Source organism: Streptomyces sp. NBC_00289 (assembly GCF_041435115.1).
GTDB lineage: Bacteria > Actinomycetota > Actinomycetes > Streptomycetales > Streptomycetaceae > Streptomyces.
This window is the reverse complement of the sequence record NZ_CP108046.1, coordinates 57,547-75,295: the sequence shown is the minus strand read 5'-3', so window position 1 is coordinate 75,295 and position 17,749 is coordinate 57,547. Positions and strand designations below refer to the sequence as shown.

13 protein-coding genes and 9 pseudogenes are annotated in these 17,749 nt (G+C 65.2%); 14 read left to right on the top strand and 8 right to left on the bottom strand.

From position 1 onward, the window contains the following. Positions 1-87: 87 nt before the first annotated feature. The 5 genes and pseudogenes from OG985_RS00360 to OG985_RS00340 all read left to right on the top strand — a co-directional run. The gene (locus tag OG985_RS00360; RefSeq protein ID WP_371666403.1) at positions 88-1,281 is read left to right on the top strand and encodes a YcaO-like family protein; all 1,194 of its coding nucleotides are present in this window, start codon (positions 88-90) and stop codon (positions 1,279-1,281) included. 11 nt (positions 1,282-1,292) lie between these two features. Beyond that, complete coding sequence (locus OG985_RS00355; RefSeq protein WP_371666402.1) at positions 1,293-1,976, top strand: TfuA-like protein; 684 nt, start codon at positions 1,293-1,295, stop codon at positions 1,974-1,976. Positions 1,977-2,312: 336 nt separating this feature from the next. Further along, entirely contained in the window at positions 2,313-3,155 is an 843-nt protein-coding gene (locus OG985_RS00350; protein WP_371666401.1) for a hypothetical protein, read from the top strand. Positions 3,156-3,763: 608 nt separating this feature from the next. After that, positions 3,764-3,952 (top strand): annotated as a pseudogene (locus tag OG985_RS00345) (ISL3 family transposase); the annotation flags it as partial. Positions 3,953-4,110: 158 nt separating this feature from the next. Beyond that, positions 4,111-4,161: pseudogene (locus tag OG985_RS00340) on the top strand (hypothetical protein); the annotation flags it as partial. Between the two features lie 29 nt (positions 4,162-4,190). On the opposite strand, the gene OG985_RS00335 reads toward OG985_RS00340, so the two are convergent. The 3 genes from OG985_RS00335 to OG985_RS00325 all read right to left on the bottom strand — a co-directional run bounded on the left by OG985_RS00335 (position 4,191) and on the right by OG985_RS00325 (position 6,821). Next, the gene (locus OG985_RS00335; RefSeq protein ID WP_371666400.1) at positions 4,191-5,030 is read right to left on the bottom strand and encodes a hypothetical protein; all 840 of its coding nucleotides are present in this window, start codon (positions 5,028-5,030) and stop codon (positions 4,191-4,193) included. Between the two features lie 395 nt (positions 5,031-5,425). Further along, positions 5,426-6,085: a hypothetical protein gene (locus OG985_RS00330; RefSeq protein WP_371666399.1), complete on the bottom strand. Its 660-nt coding sequence runs from the start codon at positions 6,083-6,085 to the stop codon at positions 5,426-5,428. 148 nt (positions 6,086-6,233) lie between these two features. After that, complete coding sequence (locus OG985_RS00325) at positions 6,234-6,821, bottom strand: ATP-binding protein (RefSeq protein WP_371666398.1); 588 nt, start codon at positions 6,819-6,821, stop codon at positions 6,234-6,236. 547 nt (positions 6,822-7,368) lie between these two features. Here OG985_RS00325 and OG985_RS00320 point away from each other — a divergent pair. The 7 genes and pseudogenes from OG985_RS00320 to OG985_RS00290 all read left to right on the top strand — a co-directional run. Then, complete coding sequence (locus tag OG985_RS00320) at positions 7,369-7,659, top strand: transposase (protein WP_371666397.1); 291 nt, start codon at positions 7,369-7,371, stop codon at positions 7,657-7,659. Next, positions 7,626-8,384, top strand: coding sequence for an IS3 family transposase (locus OG985_RS00315; protein WP_371666396.1), 759 nt, complete (start codon positions 7,626-7,628; stop codon positions 8,382-8,384). The genes OG985_RS00320 and OG985_RS00315 overlap by 34 nt, the downstream gene beginning before the upstream one ends. After that, a pseudogene (locus OG985_RS00310) lies at positions 8,335-9,507 on the top strand (IS30 family transposase); the annotation flags it as partial. The gene OG985_RS00315 and the pseudogene OG985_RS00310, both read left to right, overlap by 50 nt. 121 nt (positions 9,508-9,628) lie before the next feature. Next, positions 9,629-10,378 carry a transposase family protein gene (locus OG985_RS00305; protein WP_331718606.1) on the top strand — a complete coding sequence of 250 codons (750 nt, stop codon included), beginning with the start codon at positions 9,629-9,631 and terminating at the stop codon, positions 10,376-10,378. Between the two features lie 7 nt (positions 10,379-10,385). Then, a pseudogene (locus tag OG985_RS00300) lies at positions 10,386-10,640 on the top strand (IS30 family transposase); the annotation flags it as partial. After that, positions 10,624-10,935 (top strand): integrase core domain-containing protein, encoded by a 312-nt coding sequence (locus OG985_RS00295; RefSeq protein WP_371666395.1) that lies wholly within the window; start codon positions 10,624-10,626, stop codon positions 10,933-10,935. The pseudogene OG985_RS00300 and the gene OG985_RS00295, both read left to right, overlap by 17 nt. Before the next feature lie 144 nt (positions 10,936-11,079). Continuing rightward, positions 11,080-11,580 (top strand): annotated as a pseudogene (locus tag OG985_RS00290) (helix-turn-helix domain-containing protein); the annotation flags it as partial. A gap of 4 nt (positions 11,581-11,584) precedes the next feature. On the opposite strand, the gene OG985_RS00285 reads toward OG985_RS00290, so the two are convergent. Further along, positions 11,585-12,402 (bottom strand): IS5 family transposase gene (locus OG985_RS00285; RefSeq protein WP_371666394.1). Its coding sequence is split into 2 segments (ribosomal slippage): positions 11,585-12,051 and positions 12,051-12,402, totalling 819 coding nucleotides; the frame shifts between segments, so codons are not numbered across the junction. Positions 12,403-12,456: 54 nt separating this feature from the next. Here OG985_RS00285 and OG985_RS00280 point away from each other — a divergent pair. Then, positions 12,457-13,308: pseudogene (locus OG985_RS00280) on the top strand (hypothetical protein); the annotation flags it as partial. Here OG985_RS00280 and OG985_RS00275 read toward each other — a convergent pair. From OG985_RS00275 to OG985_RS00265, 3 genes and pseudogenes are all read right to left on the bottom strand, one after another. After that, positions 13,286-13,819: an NUDIX hydrolase gene (locus tag OG985_RS00275; protein WP_371666393.1), complete on the bottom strand. Its 534-nt coding sequence runs from the start codon at positions 13,817-13,819 to the stop codon at positions 13,286-13,288. The pseudogene OG985_RS00280 and the gene OG985_RS00275 overlap by 23 nt on opposite strands. A 273-nt stretch (positions 13,820-14,092) precedes the next feature. Further along, positions 14,093-14,611: pseudogene (locus OG985_RS00270) on the bottom strand (DNA-directed RNA polymerase subunit alpha C-terminal domain-containing protein); the annotation flags it as partial. A 287-nt stretch (positions 14,612-14,898) separates the two neighbouring features. Beyond that, positions 14,899-15,789 carry a hypothetical protein gene (locus OG985_RS00265; protein WP_371666392.1) on the bottom strand — a complete coding sequence of 297 codons (891 nt, stop codon included), beginning with the start codon at positions 15,787-15,789 and terminating at the stop codon, positions 14,899-14,901. A 108-nt stretch (positions 15,790-15,897) separates the two neighbouring features. On the opposite strand from OG985_RS00265, the pseudogene OG985_RS00260 reads away from it, so the two are divergent. Beyond that, positions 15,898-17,130 (top strand): annotated as a pseudogene (locus OG985_RS00260) (ISAzo13 family transposase). Here the strand turns inward: OG985_RS00260 and OG985_RS00255 are convergent. After that, positions 17,127-17,696, bottom strand: a pseudogene (locus OG985_RS00255) (DUF2637 domain-containing protein); the annotation flags it as partial. The pseudogenes OG985_RS00260 and OG985_RS00255 overlap by 4 nt on opposite strands. Between the last annotated feature and the right edge of the window lie 53 nt (positions 17,697-17,749).

Here is a 17,749-nt window from a genome sequence, read left to right as displayed (position 1 = left end):
TCCACAACGACCGTCGGCAGTTGATACCGGTCCGCCGCCACACCGAACCGTTCGGACCTATTGGGCGGAGGGCGCAACGTGCATCGGATGACCTCAAGCCTGCGAACTGCACCGCTGGCCGAAACTCTGTCGCGGGCGAAAGTAGCAGCGAAAGAACTCGGCATTGTTAGAGTGACGGATACTACTTGGCTCGACTGCATTGGCATTCCAGTATTTGCCAGCATTCGCCCGGACTCCAAATCTCTCTGCGTCAATGCTGGAAAGGGCGCATATCCGGAAGAAGCCCGAGTGGGGGCCTACATGGAGGCCATCGAATTCGCGCTCGCAGAATACCGAAACCGCGAGATCGAGATTATCATGTCCACTCCGCGCGAGGTGGCTTCGCAGCAGTGGGCGGATTTCGAATTTGTCGACCTCTGCCCGGTTATGGGGGTTCCGGTCGACCCGGACGGAGCTCTTGCCTGCGTCGAGGCTGAAGACGTTACTACAGGACGCACATTGCTGGTCCCCGCAGAGCTCGCCTACCATCCTTTTCCAGAGAACCCGGGGCAGCGGATATTCGGCTCCGGAACCAATGGGCTATGTTCAGGAAACTCGATCGATGAGGCCACGGTGCACGGCCTCTGCGAGGTCATCGAACGCGACATTAGGTCACTTAACTACTTCAAGAACACCTCACGTCGTGTAAATTTCGGTGACCCAACTGCCCATATTGAGGTTCTCCGTTCCAAAATTGTGTCCGCTGGTCTTGAAGCGGTTATCCGCTACACCCCGAACGAGTTCGAACTGCCCTACTTCGACGCATTCCTCCTAGAGTCGTCCGACGATGCTCCGGTTGCCCTTGCCTACGGCGCCGGACTGCACCTCGTGAAAAACATCGCAGCTGTCCGCGCGCTGTCTGAGGCCGCCCAGTCGCGGCTCACTCATATCCATGGCGGCCGCGACGACCTCGTCGACCGCCACGAGTACTTCGCTCGCTATGGGCGGGAGTTCGAGAAACAGGCGATGAGCGCGGCCCGTGAGCAGGCCATCGACTCCGCAGAATGCATTCAGTACTCCGCCATCCCCGACGCTTCGAACGCCGCGATCGACATTGACAGTGCGCTTGGCACACTGATTGAAACACTCGGCCGGCGCGGGATCCGGCAGGTCCTTCGCGTGGTCCTCTCCCAGCGCTTCGCACCACTTTCAGCCGTCAAGGTCGTCGTCCCGAAGCTCGAACATTTCCAACCCGAGCTAAAGCGTGTGGGCCCTCGTCTTGCAACTCTCGTGAATTCCTGAAGGCGCGTGTCGTGACCACTGAGCTCATCGTCTATGTCGGCCCGACGTCTCACGGCATTGACCTTCGGGACACCTTCGGCGAAGATGTCCGGCTATATCCGCCGGTGCGGAGGGGGGACATTCAGGAGCTAATCCGATCCCACGGGCCCGGGCGCGTCGCGATTGTCGATGGTACGTTCCACAGCTACCCCTCCGTCGGCCACGCCGAGCTCCGTGCCGCACTCGAAGCCGGCTGGCAGGTTTGGGGCCTCTGTTCCATGGGTGCAATCCGGGCCGCCGAAATGCGCCACCTCGGCATGCATGGCTATGGCGCAGTCTACGAGCAGTACATCGCAAACGAGGACTTCGACGACGATGAAGTCACCCTCATGCACGGCGTCGATGCCCCATTCGTGCCGCTGTCAGAGCCCATGATCCACATCCGTACCTTCATCGCCGACCTCGTGGCACGGGGCCAGCTCGCGAGCGAAACCGGGCGGCAGATCACTGCAAACCTCAAGCAGCGCTGGTACGCGGAGCGGACCCTGTACAGCCTCAAGCGCGCCCTAGTCGCTTCCCTGGAATTGGCACCCCATCAGGTCGACTCTGAGATGGCCGAGTTCGACCATTTCCGCCTCAAAACTTTGGATCTGCTCGGATTCGCGGCTGAAAAGCCCTGGCTGACAGTAGAGAAGCTGAGCACGGCCGCCCGGTGATTCTGCTGACGAAGACGGGAAAACGACCTCTCATGGCCTGCACTTTGCCATCTTTACCAACTCACTTGCTTAGTTCGCCGAACTCGCGCTTCGCCTACCTGGCGAGTTGATTTGCCCGATTCGTGACGCCCCGGCCAGGCGCTGGACGTACTGACAGCCGCGTTGCTTGGGAATAGAGCAACAGAGTCTTTCACCACAGACTTGTTGCTCGGTGCCTGCCAGTTCTTCCCGGACTCGCGGGCTCTCCATCAGAGCGAGGCGCCGTTCCGGTCAAGACCTGAGCGGCACCGCTGCTCCGGAATCAGATTGACCAGCACAGAGAACACGGGAGACCTCATGGGTGACCAGCGCGAGGACCAGTCATATGGAAGCTTCAGTGACCTGGTTGACGAGATAGGGGGCTTGCCCTTTCTCGACGATTCGTTCCGGCCCTCGACACTACTGACACTCGTCGCCACCATGCGCCGCAATCTCGATCCCACCGGGCACGCGAGCCTCGTCGACTACCTTGACCCCGGAAATGCGACAGCCATCTACCGGAAGATGACCGATGGCCAGGGCAACGACTACGACTACCACTGGGTGCCGCTCACGGGCGATCAGGAACGCCGTGTCTCCAGTGCGCTCACCGGGGTGGCGGGAGCTGTCGCGAGTTGGGCGCCGCTGTTCGCGATCCCGCTTCGCTACCGTAAGATCCAAAAGCTGGGAGTCCGCAGTGCCACCGACCTCCTGATTCCCCAGACCATCTACCTGGGTGAAGGTGCGTTCTCCTCTCCACATCCGCTCGAGGAAATCCTCGTGCACGAGCAGGCCCATGTATGGCTCCACTTCATCGCGGAAATTTGCGACCTCCAGAAAGGCGACGCTCCGGAGGACTTCGTCCTCCCGTCGGGAACTTCTGACAGGACACTGCGAGGTGTACTTGTCGCCGCTCATTTCGCCGCTTCCGCCATCAAATTTTACGCTTGCGCTGGCGCCGGGATGCCGGACGGTGAAACCCGTGTACGCTATCTGATCGACTACTTCTCCGGCTGTCTCGACCTGGCTGCTGGCCACCCGTCCCTGACTCCGATGGGCCAGGTTGTCCTCGATAGGCTGACAGTCCACCGTGAGGCGTTGTGGGAGCGGTGTCAACTTGGCGTGAGGGTTGCAGGTCGAGGGCGTGCTGGAGGGTACTGATCTTTGACGCGGCGTTTGATATCAGGTTCGTCCGCGAGTACGCCGCTACAGGCAAATATGCGGTCCTCCGGCGGCAGGGCCTACGGCCGGCCGCCGGCGGGCTTGCCCCGACCCCGACGCCGCGCACCTCGGCGGGTGCTGGTGAAGCAAGTGGTAGCAGAGGGCGGTCTGTTACGGATCGTGGCGAGTACGGCATCGACGATCTCGGCGTCGTGCCCGGCCCGTGGGGTTCTGTCGAGGCGTAGGCATAGCGGCTGCGAGCGCCGACTCGCGGACGGTGCGGTCGGCTGCCTGGTGTTCATCACGTTGACCGTCCGGCGTCTTTTCTGCGACAACCCGGGCTGCGCGAGAGTGACGTTCGCCGAGCAGGTTGATGGTCTGACTGTGCGTTACGGTCGGCGGACTCCGCAGCTCACGGGCCTGTTGGGCGCGATCGCGGTGGTCCTGGCGGGCCGCGCCGGTGAACGCCTGGCGATCCGGCTGCCGGCTTCGGTCAGCGACGCCACTCTGCTGAGTCTGGCCATGGCCCTGGACGATCCGTACGCACAGACGCCCCGGGTCCTCGGGGTCGATGATTCGCCACCCGAAAGGGCCACAAGTACGGCACCGTGCTGGTCGACTGCGAGACCCATGCCCCCATCGACCTGCTGGCCGACCGGGAGGCGGCGACGTTCGCGGCCTGGCTCACCGACCACCCCGGAGTGGAGATCATCTGCCGCGACCAGGGCGGCGCCTTCGCCGACGGCGCCCGCGCCGGAGCCCCCGAGCCCGTCCAGGTCGCCGATGTGTGGCATCTCTGGCATAACCTCGCCGAGGCCGTGAAGTCCCTGGTCAGCAAGCACAGTTCCTGCCTTCGCGAACCGGCCCCCGCTCCGGATTCGCCCCTGAAATTTTGCACCCGCCACTCTCTCACGCGGGCCGGCTGGCTGAGCGGGCCCGGCAGCACCACACCGCCGTGCAAGATCTCCTCGGCCAGGGCCTCACCATCCGGGCCATCGCCCGCCGCCTGCAACTGTCCCGCAACACCGTCCGCCGCTATGCCCGCGCCGTCACCTGGGAGGAGCTGGTCACCGGCCGCTGGCAGAACCACCCCAGCACCCTGGGCGGGAGAAGACCCGCAAGGGCCTGCTGCATCAGCGGTGAAGGACCTTGATCGCGGTCTTGGGCGAAGGCCGGATCGCCGTGTTCGTTCCGCAGGGAGAGGCGCAGGTGGAGGCCGTTGCCGATTCCTGTCTCTGGGGCTGCCATGAAGGCGGGCACCATGCTGCGCCGGCCGGCGACATCGTGTGCGATGTCGCGGAAGACGGCGTAGTCGTCGCATGCGGTCAAGGCTGCGTCGTAGGCGAGGCTGACTTCGATCTGGCCGGGCGCGGCTTCTACTTTGATCGCTTCGTAGCGGATGCCTGCGACGATCAGCCTGCTCAGGTCGTGGATGAAGTCGGCGACGAGCGGCGGGTGTTGGAGGCCGTAGTCGCGGTTGTCTGCCCCTGCCCCTGCCCCTGCCGGTGCCCGGCGGCCGGAGTCGTCCTGCTGGTAGAGGACGGCTTCGACTTCCACGCCTACGGCTGGCCAGTATCCGAGTTCTGCCAGCCGGGCGAGCTGTGTCTGCAGGAGGTGGCGTGGGGCCACCTGGATGGGGGTGTCGTCCCGGTGGAGGGCGGTGCCGATGATGAGGGCGGTTTCACAGCGGTGGGGAAGCACGCGGATGCTGGGCAGGTCAGGCTGGACGAAGACATCGCCGAAGCCCTGCTCCCAGCCGGTGAGGTCGAAGCCGTCGAGCGGCGCCATGTCGACGTCGGTGGCCAGGAGGTAGGCGCACATGTCGGCCCCGGGCAGCATGCGTTCCAGTCCGTACTCCGCGGCGGGTGGGCCCACCACTGGTCAGTAATGAATCGGGCATGGGGGAGCCTCGGCGAGGTTGGGGTGTGGTGGGGCCGGTTCAGTCGCCGTGCGTTGGGGGCCACACTGGGCCGTTCCAGGACGCCGGCAGGACAGCCTGCACGGCCTTCCCGATAGGTCGAACCCAGTCGTTCATGAGGACCGTCCAGGACCGGCGTCCTCGGTGGTCGCTCACCCACCAGGGCATGGGGCTACCGCCTTCGCACGGAGCGCGAGGCAACGCCCCACGGTCTCTTGCTGTCGTCACGGTCCTCTCCCATCGATTGCACGTCACGGGGTGCGAGTCCGGCGCGAGACGGGGGGTGGGCGGGGGGATTCCCGCGCCGGACGCTCACGCGTGCCCTGTGGCCTTGGGGCTGTCGGGCAGGGGTCTATGCCTCCGCCAGCTCTCGCTGCAGCGCATCGAGGTCGAGGACGCGGAAGCTGCTGAGCCGGCGGATGAGTTGGGAGGCGAGGAAGGTCGTCAGATTGGGGTGCCCGTAGGGCAGGGGATGGTCCGGCTGCGCCACCACCTGGACGCCGTCACCGTCCAGGCCGTAGAGAGTGCCGGTCACCCCGTACAACGGGGCGCTGGCGGCCAGGAAAACCATCGGCTTCGCCTCCAGATGCGGACACAGCGCAGCGGCCGCGCGGACGTGTCGTGGGCAGACGGGAGGCTGATTGGTGAGGATCTGCGGCCGGCTGGGGTCGTGGTCACCCGGTCCGGCGAGGAAGACGAAACCCAGCGGAGTGCGTGCGTGTCGGGTGCACACCTGGCAGCGCATCGCCTGCATCGTCATCATCTGCCGGTAGGGATGCATGAGCTTCCACAACGGCGCACCCGTCGGCATCCCACGCTCGTCGACCGGGTTGAAGGCGCAGCGCGCCCATAGCACGCCTCGCAGGTCCCGGTCCCTGACGTCCTCATCACGGTAGTGCAGCCGGTAGTTGCCGGGCCCGTGCTGGAGGATGAAAAGGTTGTCCGGCGCTGCCCGTTCACCCTCCCGCTGGGTGATGAAAGGGACCAGGCCCGACTGGCTCACGGTGTGCACGGATCGGTACTTCCTTCTCGTCTGCGAGGGCTGTAAGGGGGCACGAAGGTCGGTGATGCCGCTCTTTTGAGGGACACGCCGCGATTAGGCGTTCGAGGCGCGGTGGCGGTCCAGGGCGCGGGCCGTGTGGGTAGGTCAATGGCCGGTGTTACGGCCGCCCCGGCGCCGAAATAGCCAAAGTGCACCAGGTAGTCGCGCCCGCGTCCTCTGTGCCCCATCTCCCGCCGTTCATCTCCGCAATGGCCTGGACGAGGTGAAGACCGCGCCCCGACTCGCTGTAGTCGCTGCCGCACCGGCGGGTCGCGGCGACGCCTGGCCGTCCGTCGGTGACGGCGATACGCAGACAGGAGTCTCGAAGCGTGATGCTCAAACCGATGTCCTGGCTGTCGCTGTGTAGGACGGCGTTGGTGAGGAGTTCGGAAACGACCACCATGACGTCGTCCGTCATCGCGGTCAGGCCGCAGTATCTGAGCCGAGCAGCGGCAATCCGACGCATGACACCGACCCGGCGGGCATCCTCGACACGGGGAGGCGCGCCCTTACAGCGAGGGGCGACCTGGAAGCGCTCGTTCATCACATACCCCTCGCGGTGGAGCACCGTGCGAGGCGTCCTTAAGGCTGTCGTCATCATCCCGTCCTCCTGGATCTTGCGAAGATGCGGCTCGGGGACGGGTGCTGCACCACGCGGTTGCGTACGCTCGTCGCCGACCCCGAGAAAGTTCGCTGTTGCCGTCATGCGCAATCTCTTCGAGTGAGGCAGTGCATGACTCGTACGACCCGCCCTAATTGCCGAGCTCGGCTCACAGACCATTCGAAGAGCAGGCTTGGAGGCCAACCCCGGACAGGGGCGGGGAAGCCGGGTGGTCGACCCGTCGGGGGTCGGCCGGTCTGCTGGCTGGCGGCCGTGAGGGCCATGCCAGTCACCAGACCGCACAAATCGCTGATGAAGATGATGAACAGGGCGCCAGCATGCGGCCGATGGCACGCACCACAGCAAGACCTGCCTGTCATCGTTCGAATGGCCAGGCGTGCGGTCAGTTCCTTCCGCGTACTGGGCGCCACGTTGTTCTGTAAGGCGCCCCACTGCTTGCCGCTGCGGACCGGCCACACCCGCACGTAGGCCCCGGCCTCACCCATGACGACGCCGATGTGTCCGGTGGCCCTGTCTTTCGCCAGTTCACCGATGGCTTGCCATGCACAGGAGCATCCCGACCCGGTGAGGGGCCCCGAAGTTTCCGGACAGGGACCCAATAGGGTTGTCCTGAACAGGAAACGAGGAAGAAGTGGCGCCACCCAGTAAGTACTCGCCGGAGTTCCGTGAGGAAGCAGTCCAGATCGCGTTGAGGTCAAGCAAGACGATCTCCGAAGTTGCCCGGGAGCTTGAGCTGAACTCGGAGACGCTACGCGGCTGGGTGAAGAAGCACCAGAAGCAGCAGGAACCGGCTCCCGATGCAGAATTGACGGTGAACGAGCGGGTACGCCTGAAGGAACTCGAACGGCGGAACCGTGAGCTGGAGATGGAAAACTCCTTCCTGAAAAAATGCGCGGCGTACTTCGCGAAGGATCCCCGGTAGCAAGCAAGTACGAGTTCATCGATGAGATGCGGCTCGACACTGCGGAGTGCGCATACAGCGTCGAGTTCATGTGCGGCAGACTCGGCGTCTCCAGATCCGGCTACTACGACTGGCGATCCCGCCCGGAATCCGCGACGGCACAGCGGCGCGAGGAACTGAAACTGCTCATCAAGAAAGCCTTCGACATTTCCGACAGCACCTACGGCCACCGTCGCATCCAAGCCCAGCTGCACCGCTGGGGCATCAGCGTCGGCCTGGAACTGGTCCGCCGCCTGATGCGCGAGCTGGGACTTGAGTCCTGCCAGCCACAGCCGAAGAGGTTCAACCTCACCAAGGCCGCGGCCGGCCAAGTGCCGGACCTCGTCGGCCGCAACTTCACCGCGGACGCACCCGGCGAAAAGCTCGTCGGTGACATTACTTATATCGGGACCGGGGAAGGCTGGCTGTACCTCGCGACGGTAATCGACTGCTGCACGAAGGAAGTCATCGGTTACGCGATGGACGACCACTACCAAACCCCACTGATATCCAAGGCGATCCGTAACGCGGCACGGAACAGGAACCTCTCGGCCGACGCGATATTTCACTCGGATCGCGGCAGTAACGGTGGATTCAACTGGTCGTCGCAACACCCTGATCTCGGAGGTGTGCGACGTGGCCACGGCGGACTGGAGTTTGAAGACCAGCGATGTTCCGGAGGGGCGGCGTCGGCAGTGGCGCGCTGACCGTGCGTTGCGGCCGGCGATGCGTTCGCCGGGGCGGCCTGATCCTTCTCGGGTCGTGCAGCGCCAGTTCTGGCGACTGATCGCCACGGGGGTCACGACGGTGGAGGCGTCGTTGGTGGTCGGCGTGTCGTGGCCGGTGGGTGCGAGGTGGTTTCGTCACGCTGGCGGCATGCCTCCGATCTCGTTGGCCGAGCCCTCGGGCCGGTACCTCACGTTCGAAGAGCGCGAGGAGATCGCGATCCTCATGGCGATGAGCAAGGGCGTGCGCGAGATCGCCCGCGCCCTGGGGCGAGACCCCGGGACAATCTCTCGCGAACTGCGCCGCAACGCCGCCACGCGCGGCGGCAAGCAGGAATACCGCGCGACGGTCGCCCAGTGGAAGGCTCAGCAGGCGGCCAAGCGCCCGAAGAACGCGAAACTCCTGGGTAACGACCGGTTGCGTGAGTACGTAGAGGACCGGCTCGCCGGCAGCATCCGTCGCCCCGACAAGATGACCGTCACCGGGCCCAAGACGCCCGCATGGAAAGGGCTGAACAAGCCGCACCGTCAGGACAGACGTTGGGCGACGGCATGGAGTCCGGAGCAGATTTCGCACCGACTCCGTGTCGACTTCCCCGATGATGAGTCCATGCGCATCAGCCACGAAGCGATCTACCAGGCGCTGTTCATCGAAGGCCGTGGCGCGCTCAAGCGGGAACTGGTGACGTGCCTGCGCACCGGCCGGGCGCTGCGGGCTCCCCGTGCACGGTCGCAGAACAAGCCGCAGGGGCATGTCACCGCGGACGTCGTCCTCAGCGAACGCCCCGCCGAGGCCACGGACCGCGCGGTCCCCGGACACTGGGAAGGCGATTTGATTATCGGGACGGGCCGCTCCGCGATCGGCACGCTCGTCGAGCGCAGCAGCCGCTCCACGCTCCTGGTGCACCTGCCCCGTCTGGAGGGCTGGGGCGAGAATCCGCCCGTGAAGAACGGCCCCTCGCTCGGGGGCTACGGCGCGATCGCGATGAACGCGGCGCTCACCACGTCGATGACGCAATTGCCTGAGCAGCTACGTAAGACCCTCACCTGGGACCGTGGGAAGGAACTCTCCGGTCATACCCAGTTCGCTCTCGATACCGGGAGCCTTTTTCACTTGTACGGCCTGCGGGTGAGCGTCGGTGAAGTGTTGACGGTGGCGTGCCGAACGGGGCATCCCGTTGGTTTGGAGAGTCGCCAGGCATAACCTTCACCTGCGGAGATGCCCCGTGTTCTCCTATCCTGCCGGATGCGATGTCGATCCGGAGCTCCTGGAGCTGGTCACGATGGTGATCGCGTCCTGTGAAGCCGGCCGGCGCTGCAGACTGCGTCCGTACGACCGGGCCCGGTGCACCCTGGTCTACCTGCGCAAGCACGACACCCTCGAACAGATCGCCGCAGGCTTCGGCATCAGCACGGCCACCGCCTGGCGCTACGTGAACCACACGATCGGGCAACTTGCGGAGCACGCGCCGTCGTTGACCGAGGCGCTCACCAGTCATCACACGGACGGCTACGTGCTGCTGGATGGCACCGTCGCGGAGACCGACCGGGTCCAGGCGCCGGGGCACTTCTCCGGCAAGGTCCGCCGCGAGGGCGTGAATCTGCAGGTCATTGCGGCAGAAGAGGGCAAACTGCTGTGGATGTCACCCGCCCTTCCGGGCGGCACCCACGATGTGACGGCCGCCCGCGAGCACGCCATCGTCGACACCTGCGCGCGACTGGACCTCGAGATCCTCGCGGACAAAGGGTACGTCGGGGCCGGCGGCACTGTGATCACCCCGATCAAACGACGGCCCGGAACTGAACTGCCCGACAAGCACAAGACGTCGAACAAGGTCCACGCCGCACTGCGTGCTCCCGTCGAGCGAACCATCTCCCGGATCAAGCAGTGGCGGATCTTCCGGCATGCCCGCGTCAGTCCGAACAGACTCACGTCAGTAGCTGCCGCGATCCTCACCCTCATGATCTACACGTGAAAAAGGCTCCGGGACGAAGGTGTTCTTCGCCGATCCGCACTCGCCCTGGCAACGACCGACGAACGAGAACACGAACGGGCTGCTGCGCCAGTACTTCCCGAAGGGCACCGATCTCTCCCGCTGGTCGTTCACGGACCTCGAAGCCGTCGCCATGGCGATCAACAACCGGCCCCGCAAAGTCCTGGGCTGGCGGACGCCGGCCGAGGTCTTCGAAGAACAGCTACGCTCGCTGCAACAGCCCGGTGTTGCAACGACTGGTTGAACTCGCCAACTACATGTCAGCCGAGTTCGGGAGGACGCTGGACCGGTTCGGGCTCCGCAGATCTGCCGGCCGCACCGGGATCTGTTTCGACAACGCCATGGCCGAATCATTCTTCGGCGCCCTGAAGAACGAGCGCGTATCAAGGGTGACTTACCTGACCCGCGAGGTCGCCCGGCAGGACATCACTCGCTACATCGAATTCTGGTACAATCGCAAACGCCTCCACTCGGCGGTGGGGTACCGCCCTCCACGCGAAGTCCATGCCGAGTACGAGAAGTTGCGAATCGCCGCGTGAATAAACGGTCAGAAGCCTGTCCGGAAAACGCGAGGCCCCTCACGGATACCCCAGCCAAAAGGTCAGGCTGGTTACCCAACTTGGGTAATATCGCAGCGAGTAGAATCCGCGACGTTGCATAGCCCTCGCAGTGGAGCATGCCCAATGCCCGACGCCGACTGGCCGCAGGAACTGCCTGCCCGCTTGCTCACCGATCCCGAGATGATCAATGCGTGCCGAGTTCGGGACTTCGGCAGAGTGTTCCGACTGGTGAAGACGAGAGCAGGCATTTACCCGTCGATGATCGCAAGGCGATGCGAGCTGACGCCGAGCCGCGTCGGCGAGGTCATGGCGGGGCGTCGCCAGTTGCTGTACATGGACGTCATCGAGCGCATCGCCGACGGCCTGCGGATTCCAGGGCACATGCTCGGACTTGCGCGACGTCCCTGGGAGACGCCTCAAGCGCTCGTAGTCACCGAGCGTGAGGAGGCCCAAGTGCCAGAGCTGGCGCAGAGCCCCCCTGCGTCCCTGCCTGGGCCCGATGTGGACAGCATCCTGGCACTGACCACGCCAACCAGCCTTAACGCAGCGACTCTTGAGGCATTCCGCTCCTCCGTCGAGGACTACTGGCGACGAGACGACCAGCACGGCGGGGAGGCTCTTAGAGGTCCTAACAAAGGCGTTGGACGTGGCGGTGGGTGATCAGGCAGACGGCGAGCCCGAGGAACGCTTCGTGGATGTCGTCGCGTCGCTCCCAGCGGATGCGCAGGCGGCGAAAGCCATGGAGCCAGGCGATCGTGCGCTCGACGACGTAGCGGAAGATGCCCAGACCGGTGCCGTGCGGCTCGCCTCGCTTCGCGATCACGGGGCGGATCCCTCGCTGCCAGAGCAGGCGCCGGTACTTGTCGTGGTCGTAGCCGCGGTCGGCCAGCAGCGCGTCCGGCCGTCGGCGCGGTCTGCCGGCCCGGCCCGCGACGGCCGGGATCTTGTCCAGCAGGGGCTCGAGTTGGGTGACGTCGTTGCGGTTTCCGCCGGTCAGTGACACCGCGAGCGGGATGCCCTGTCCGTCGACGATGAGGTGGTGCTTGCTGCCCGGACGTGCGCGGTCGACCGGGCTGGGTCCGCTTTTGGGCCCCGTCGGGCCGCGCGAACGTGCGAGGAATCGATCACCGCCCTCGACCAGTCCAGCTGGTTCTTCGACCGCAGTTTCTCCAGCAGCAGCACGTGCAGCTGGTCCCAGACGCCGGCCTCGTTCCAGGCCGCCAGGCGCCGCCAGCAGGTCATCCCCGAGCCGAAGCCCAGCTCCTGGGGCAGGTACTCCCACTGGATCCCGGTATGCAGGACGAAGAGGATCCCGCACAGGGCCTGGCGGTCCGGCACTCGAGGTCTGCCCTCGACCTGCTTCGGCGCCGGCTCGGGCAGCAACGGCTCGATGAGTGACCAGAGTTCATCCGACACGATCCACGGTCGCGACTGGCGTTTCCCCACGACCAGACCAACGAGCAGACAAGCCAACAGTCACCTGATCGACAACTTTTGTTAGAGCCAGTTAGGCCGGCCGTCGTTGGTCAGCTTCGCCATGTGGTCGGCCTTCTGAAAGAGAATCGCCCTCCGGCCATCCAGAACGGCCTGTACGAAATCGCGGCCGAGCTCGCACGCCTCACTGACTGGATTCACTTCGACGCCCGTCAATACAATCAGGCGCGCACCTACTTTGCCAAGGCCCTGCAACTCGCGAAGACCATCGACGACCGTCAGTTCATGGCCAACGTCCTCGCCTGTATGAGCTTGCAGGCGACCTATCAGGACAAGCCCGCGGACTCCCTGGCACTCGTGACCGCCGCCCAAGACCAGGCCCGCTCGGCGAGCGACACCACCCCGCGCGTCCGGTCGATGCTCTCTATGCGGGAAGCCTTCGCCCATGCCACGCTCGGCAGCCAAACATCCACTCACCGGGCGATCAGGGAAGCACACCGTCAGTTCGAGCAGATCCAGGCGAGCGACCCGGATCCGGTGTGGGTTGCCTACTTCGACGAGCCGAAACTCATCGTGGATACTGGCATTGCCCATGGCCGACTGGGCGAGGCTGCGATGGCTGAACCGTTGATTGCGGACGCCTTACGTCGGGAAGCTCGCGCCAATCAGCGCGGCCGCGCGTTCCACGCCTTTTGGCTGGCTCGCACACAGCTTGACCAAGGAAAGCTCGATCAGGCGTGCCACACCGCGACGCAAGCTCTGGAATCAGCATCGGCTGTGGCTTCGGAGCGAGTGTCAGGCCACTTTAGGGAGTTCTATGACCAGTTGGCCCCACACAGGCAAGAGCCCGTAGCCCTCGCCTTCGAGGCGCGGCTACGGGAACTCCTGCCACCCGTCAGTGGATCGCTTCATCCATGAGCACGTACAGGAGGCCGACAAGAGATCCGCTGCTTACGATCTCTCGGCGGTCGATCATCCCGCGTATTTCGCTGAGCGGAATCCATTCGATGCGGTCGGACTCGTTCTTCTCCGTGGGCGGGCCGTCGTAAGTCGCCCCGTCCGCCCGGAACACGTGATGTTGCGAGTCCGTGATGCCGTTGGCCGGCTCGGCGTAAATCAACGGCTTGATGGGACCGGGACGCCAGCCCGTCTCCTCCAGGACTTCGCGGGCCGCAGCCGCTTCAGGAGTCTCGCCCTCCTCGACCAGGCCCATTGGCAACTCCCAGGCCCATGCGTCCGTGATGAAGCGGTGCCGCCACATCATCAGCACTTCTTGGTGGTCGTTGACGACGGCAGCCACGGCCAGGTGCCGGAGGCGGACGACGTGGTATTCCCACCTGCGCCCGTCAGGCTGTTGGACGTCGACCAGACACAGATTTACCCAAGGATTGGTGTAGATCTGTCGTTCACCGTGGGTCTTCCACTCCATACCTGCGGCCCCTCTCGATCGGTCTCCAGGATCTCAGACCGATCCGGAGAGGAAAACAAGATCGCCTTTTTCGCGTCAGCCTGACGAGAGTGCGGAGGGGGGACAGCTTGGAGCAGCACTTCCGCTGGGGCATCCAGCCACCGATCATGGAGCCAACCATGCGGCTGCCACCCCCCAGCACGACCTCGATTCTGCTTTCGCTCTGCTGACCATCTGATGCCCGGGTGTCGTGTGTGGTCGGGGAGCCGGGGAGTCCGGCTGTCGTGCAGTGCCTCAGTACTGTTCGGTCTCCACGAAGCCCGCGTCCGCGTCGTCGTCGGCGCCGAACGCGTCCGCCGCGGCGGTCGGGTCGAATCCGGGCGGGCTGTCCTTGAGGGCCAGGCCCATGCCGGCCAGCTTCGCCTTGACCTCGTCGATGGACTTCGCACCGAAGTTGCGGATGTCCAGCAGGTCGGCCTCGGAGCGGGCGGCGAGTTCACCCACGGAGTGGATGCCCTCACGCTTGAGGCAGTTGTACGACCGGACGGTGAGCTCGAGCTCCTCGATCGGCAGCGCGAGATCGGCGGCCAGGGCGGCGTCCGTGGGCGAGGGGCCCATGTCGATGCCCTCGGCGTCGATGTTGAGCTCACGCGCCAGACCGAACAGCTCGACCAGGGTCTTGCCGGCCGACGCCATGGCGTCACGGGGACGCATGGCCTGCTTGGTCTCGACGTCGACGATCAGCTTGTCGAAGTCGGTGCGCTGCTCGACACGGGTCGCCTCGACCTTGTAGGTGACCTGAGCACGAGGTGTTGCCTCCAGTGGTTCGGCGCCCGCTATGTGACGCCGTGGATACCACGAAGGGTACGTGCGACAGGGGCGGTAGAGCCGTTGCACAGGCCCGAAGAGGCCTCCCCACATCGCCCGGTTCGGTGGCCGGAACACCACCGGGCACTCCAGTCACAGAGCCGTCGGCCAGCGGTGAGCTATTCCAGCCGACCTTCTTCCACGCACAGACCGCGTCGGCGTTCTTGCAGTGCTCGGAGCCGGGATCGCTGGATGTTTGCGTCGCCGTGGGCGATGGCGTGTGCGGTGTGCCGTCATGACTGCGTGAGCGCTTGCCATCGTCGCTCGAAGTCGGGTGACCACTCGGCGATGTGGGCGGAGGTGATGGGCCGGTTGTACTGGGCGGTGATCCCTTGGCTGGTGCAGGAATGCGCAACGTCTGTGGGTGTGGGAGCGGGGGTGCGCCGGCGCTGTTGGGCCCAGACGTTGTAGATCCTCCACTGGAGGAAATGCCGGCGGAGGTTGGCAGGGCTGATGGGTTTGCCACCGCGGCCGAGGAGTCCTTTCTGCGCGCAGTAGGCGGACAGCTCCTCGTCGGTGGGCTCGTTGTCTTTGGCGTTCTGGTATTCCATCCATGCCAGGTAGTAGCGGTCGGATGCGGTCAGGCTGCCCTGATCGCGGGGTGGCCCCTCTTGCCCGGCTGGGTCGGGTGCGGCGTCGTGGAGGGGCGATCGATGCTTGACGGCCTTCCGTGGGTGCAGGGCTGGGGTGTGGATGCTGTGGGCGTCTGCCGACTGGGGGTAGTTGGCGGGCGATAATTCATCCACTGCGAGGGCTTCCACTGATTGAGGCGCGAAGAGATCTTGGAGTTCAAGGTCCTGGGGCAGGGGCTGTTGTTGCGGGGGAGATGGCGCATCTGCGGTGGTGGTGATGCCGTACTGGCTATCAGGCAAGACCCTCCACTGGTCGGTTGGTGCCTCGCCGTCGGAGGGCGCCACCTTCGGGCTGGCACTGGTGGCCTGGTTCGCGGCGTCCTCATTCAGGTTTCTGCCGTCTGTCACGGTTTTCAGCGCTCTGTCTTCCACCCGGATGGCGTCCGCGGTCTGCCGGACGGTGTGTGGGACCACTGATTGGATGGCGGCGGGGCCGGCTGGGGCCCCCTGTGTCAAGGGGATGCCGTAGCGGGCTGCCAGGCGCAGCGGCATGAGGGATTCCACCGGGGCCTTGCGCCGCCATGCCCGGCCGAAGCGGGAGCTAAGGGCTCGTAGCGAAACAAGTTATGAATCAGTCGCGCGGCGCGTACGTTTCCTGCTATGCCGATCGATATGGAGTCCCTGGCCCGGCGCTACGAGGCGATCCGGGATCACCTGACCGAGCGGCAGCGACGGTTGTGGCTCGGCAACGAGGCTCGTGAGCTGGGTGGCGGCGGTGCACGGATCGTCTGTGAGGCGACCGGGGTGTCCCAGGACACGATCCGACGGGGCCGCGGGGAACTGGACGATCCGCAGCCGCTGGCGGTCGGGCGGTCCCGGGGCCGGGAGGCGGCCGCAGACGGGCCGAGGTCCTGGACCCGCAACTGGCCGTGGACCTGGATGCCCTGGTCGAGCCGGAGACTCGTGGTGATCCGATGAACCCGCTGCGCTGGACCACGAAATCGCTGTCGCACCTGGTTGCCGAGCTGGTCAATCGGGGACACCGGTGCACCGAGAACGTCGTGGCCCGACTGCTGCACGAGGCCGGCTACTCCTTGCAGGGCAACGCCAAAACCGTCGAGGGCAAGCAGCACCCCGACCGCGACGCCCAGTTCCGCTACCTCAACGATCAGGTCAGGGCGGCCCTCGCTGCCGGACAGCCCGTCGTGTCCGTGGACTGCAAGAAAAGGAACTGATCGGGAACTTCAAGAACGTCGGCAAGGAATGGCGACCGCCTGGGGACCCGGTGAAGGTCAACGTCCACGACTTCCCCGGACCGGCCGGCAAAGCCATCCCTACGGCGTCTACGACATCGGCGCCAACGCCGGCTGGGTCAGCGTCGGCATGGATCACGACACCGCCGCGTTCGCCGTGAACACCCTGCGGACCTGGTGGAACAACGTCGGCCGGGCCGCATATCCGCAGGCCACGACACTGACGATCACCGCGGACAGCGGCGGATCCAACGGCAGCCGACTACGGGCCTGGAAGACCGGGCTGGCTGCCCTCGCCGCCGAGACCGGCCTGTCGATCACCGTGCTGCACCTGCCGCCGGGTACTTCGAAGTGGAATCGCATAGAGCACCGGCTGTTCTCCGCAATCACCATGAACTGGCGCGGGACACCACTGACCAGCCACGAGGCCGCCGTTTCCCTGATCGGTGCGACGACGACCGAGACCGGCCTGACCGTGTCCGCGGCCCTGGACACCGGTGTCTACCCCACAGGCATCAAGATCAGCGACAAGGCCATGAAGGCCCTCCCGCTGACCCGTCACGAAACCCACGGCCAGTGGAACTACACCATCAGCCCACCCGCCGACACTCCCGAACCCGCAGACGTTAAATCACACTGAGCCCTAAGCCGGGCCTGGTAGACGAGGCGTTCCTGCTCGAGCTTGATGACCTGGTCGTAGGAGCGCAGCTCCCACAGCTTCATCCGGCGCCACAGCAGGAAGGTCGGCAACGGGGAGAGGAGCCAGCGGGTGAGGCGGACGCCCTCCATGTGCTTGTCGGCGGTGATGTCGGCGATCCGGCCGATCGCGTGCCGGGCCGCCTCGACGGAGACCACGAACAGGATCGGGATCACCGCGTGCATGCCCACGCCGAGGGGGTCGGGCCAGGCCGCCGCGCCGTTGAACGCGATCGTCGCCGCCGTCAGCAGCCACGCCGTCTGGCGCAGCAGCGGGAAGGGGATCCTGATCCACGTCAGCAGCAGGTCCAGCGCGAGCAGGACGCAGATACACGCGTCGATGCCGATCGGGAAGACGTACGAGAAGTTCCCGAAGCCCTTCTTCAGGGCCAGCTCGCGGACCGCCGCGTACGAACCCGCGAAGCCGATGCCGGCGATGACGACCGCGCCGGCCACGACCACGCCGATGAGAATGCGGTGCATCCGAGTCAGCTTGACGGGCGCGGCCACGCCGACCCCTTTCCTGCTTCGTTATGGTGTGGTGCTGCGGTTCGGCTGCAGTC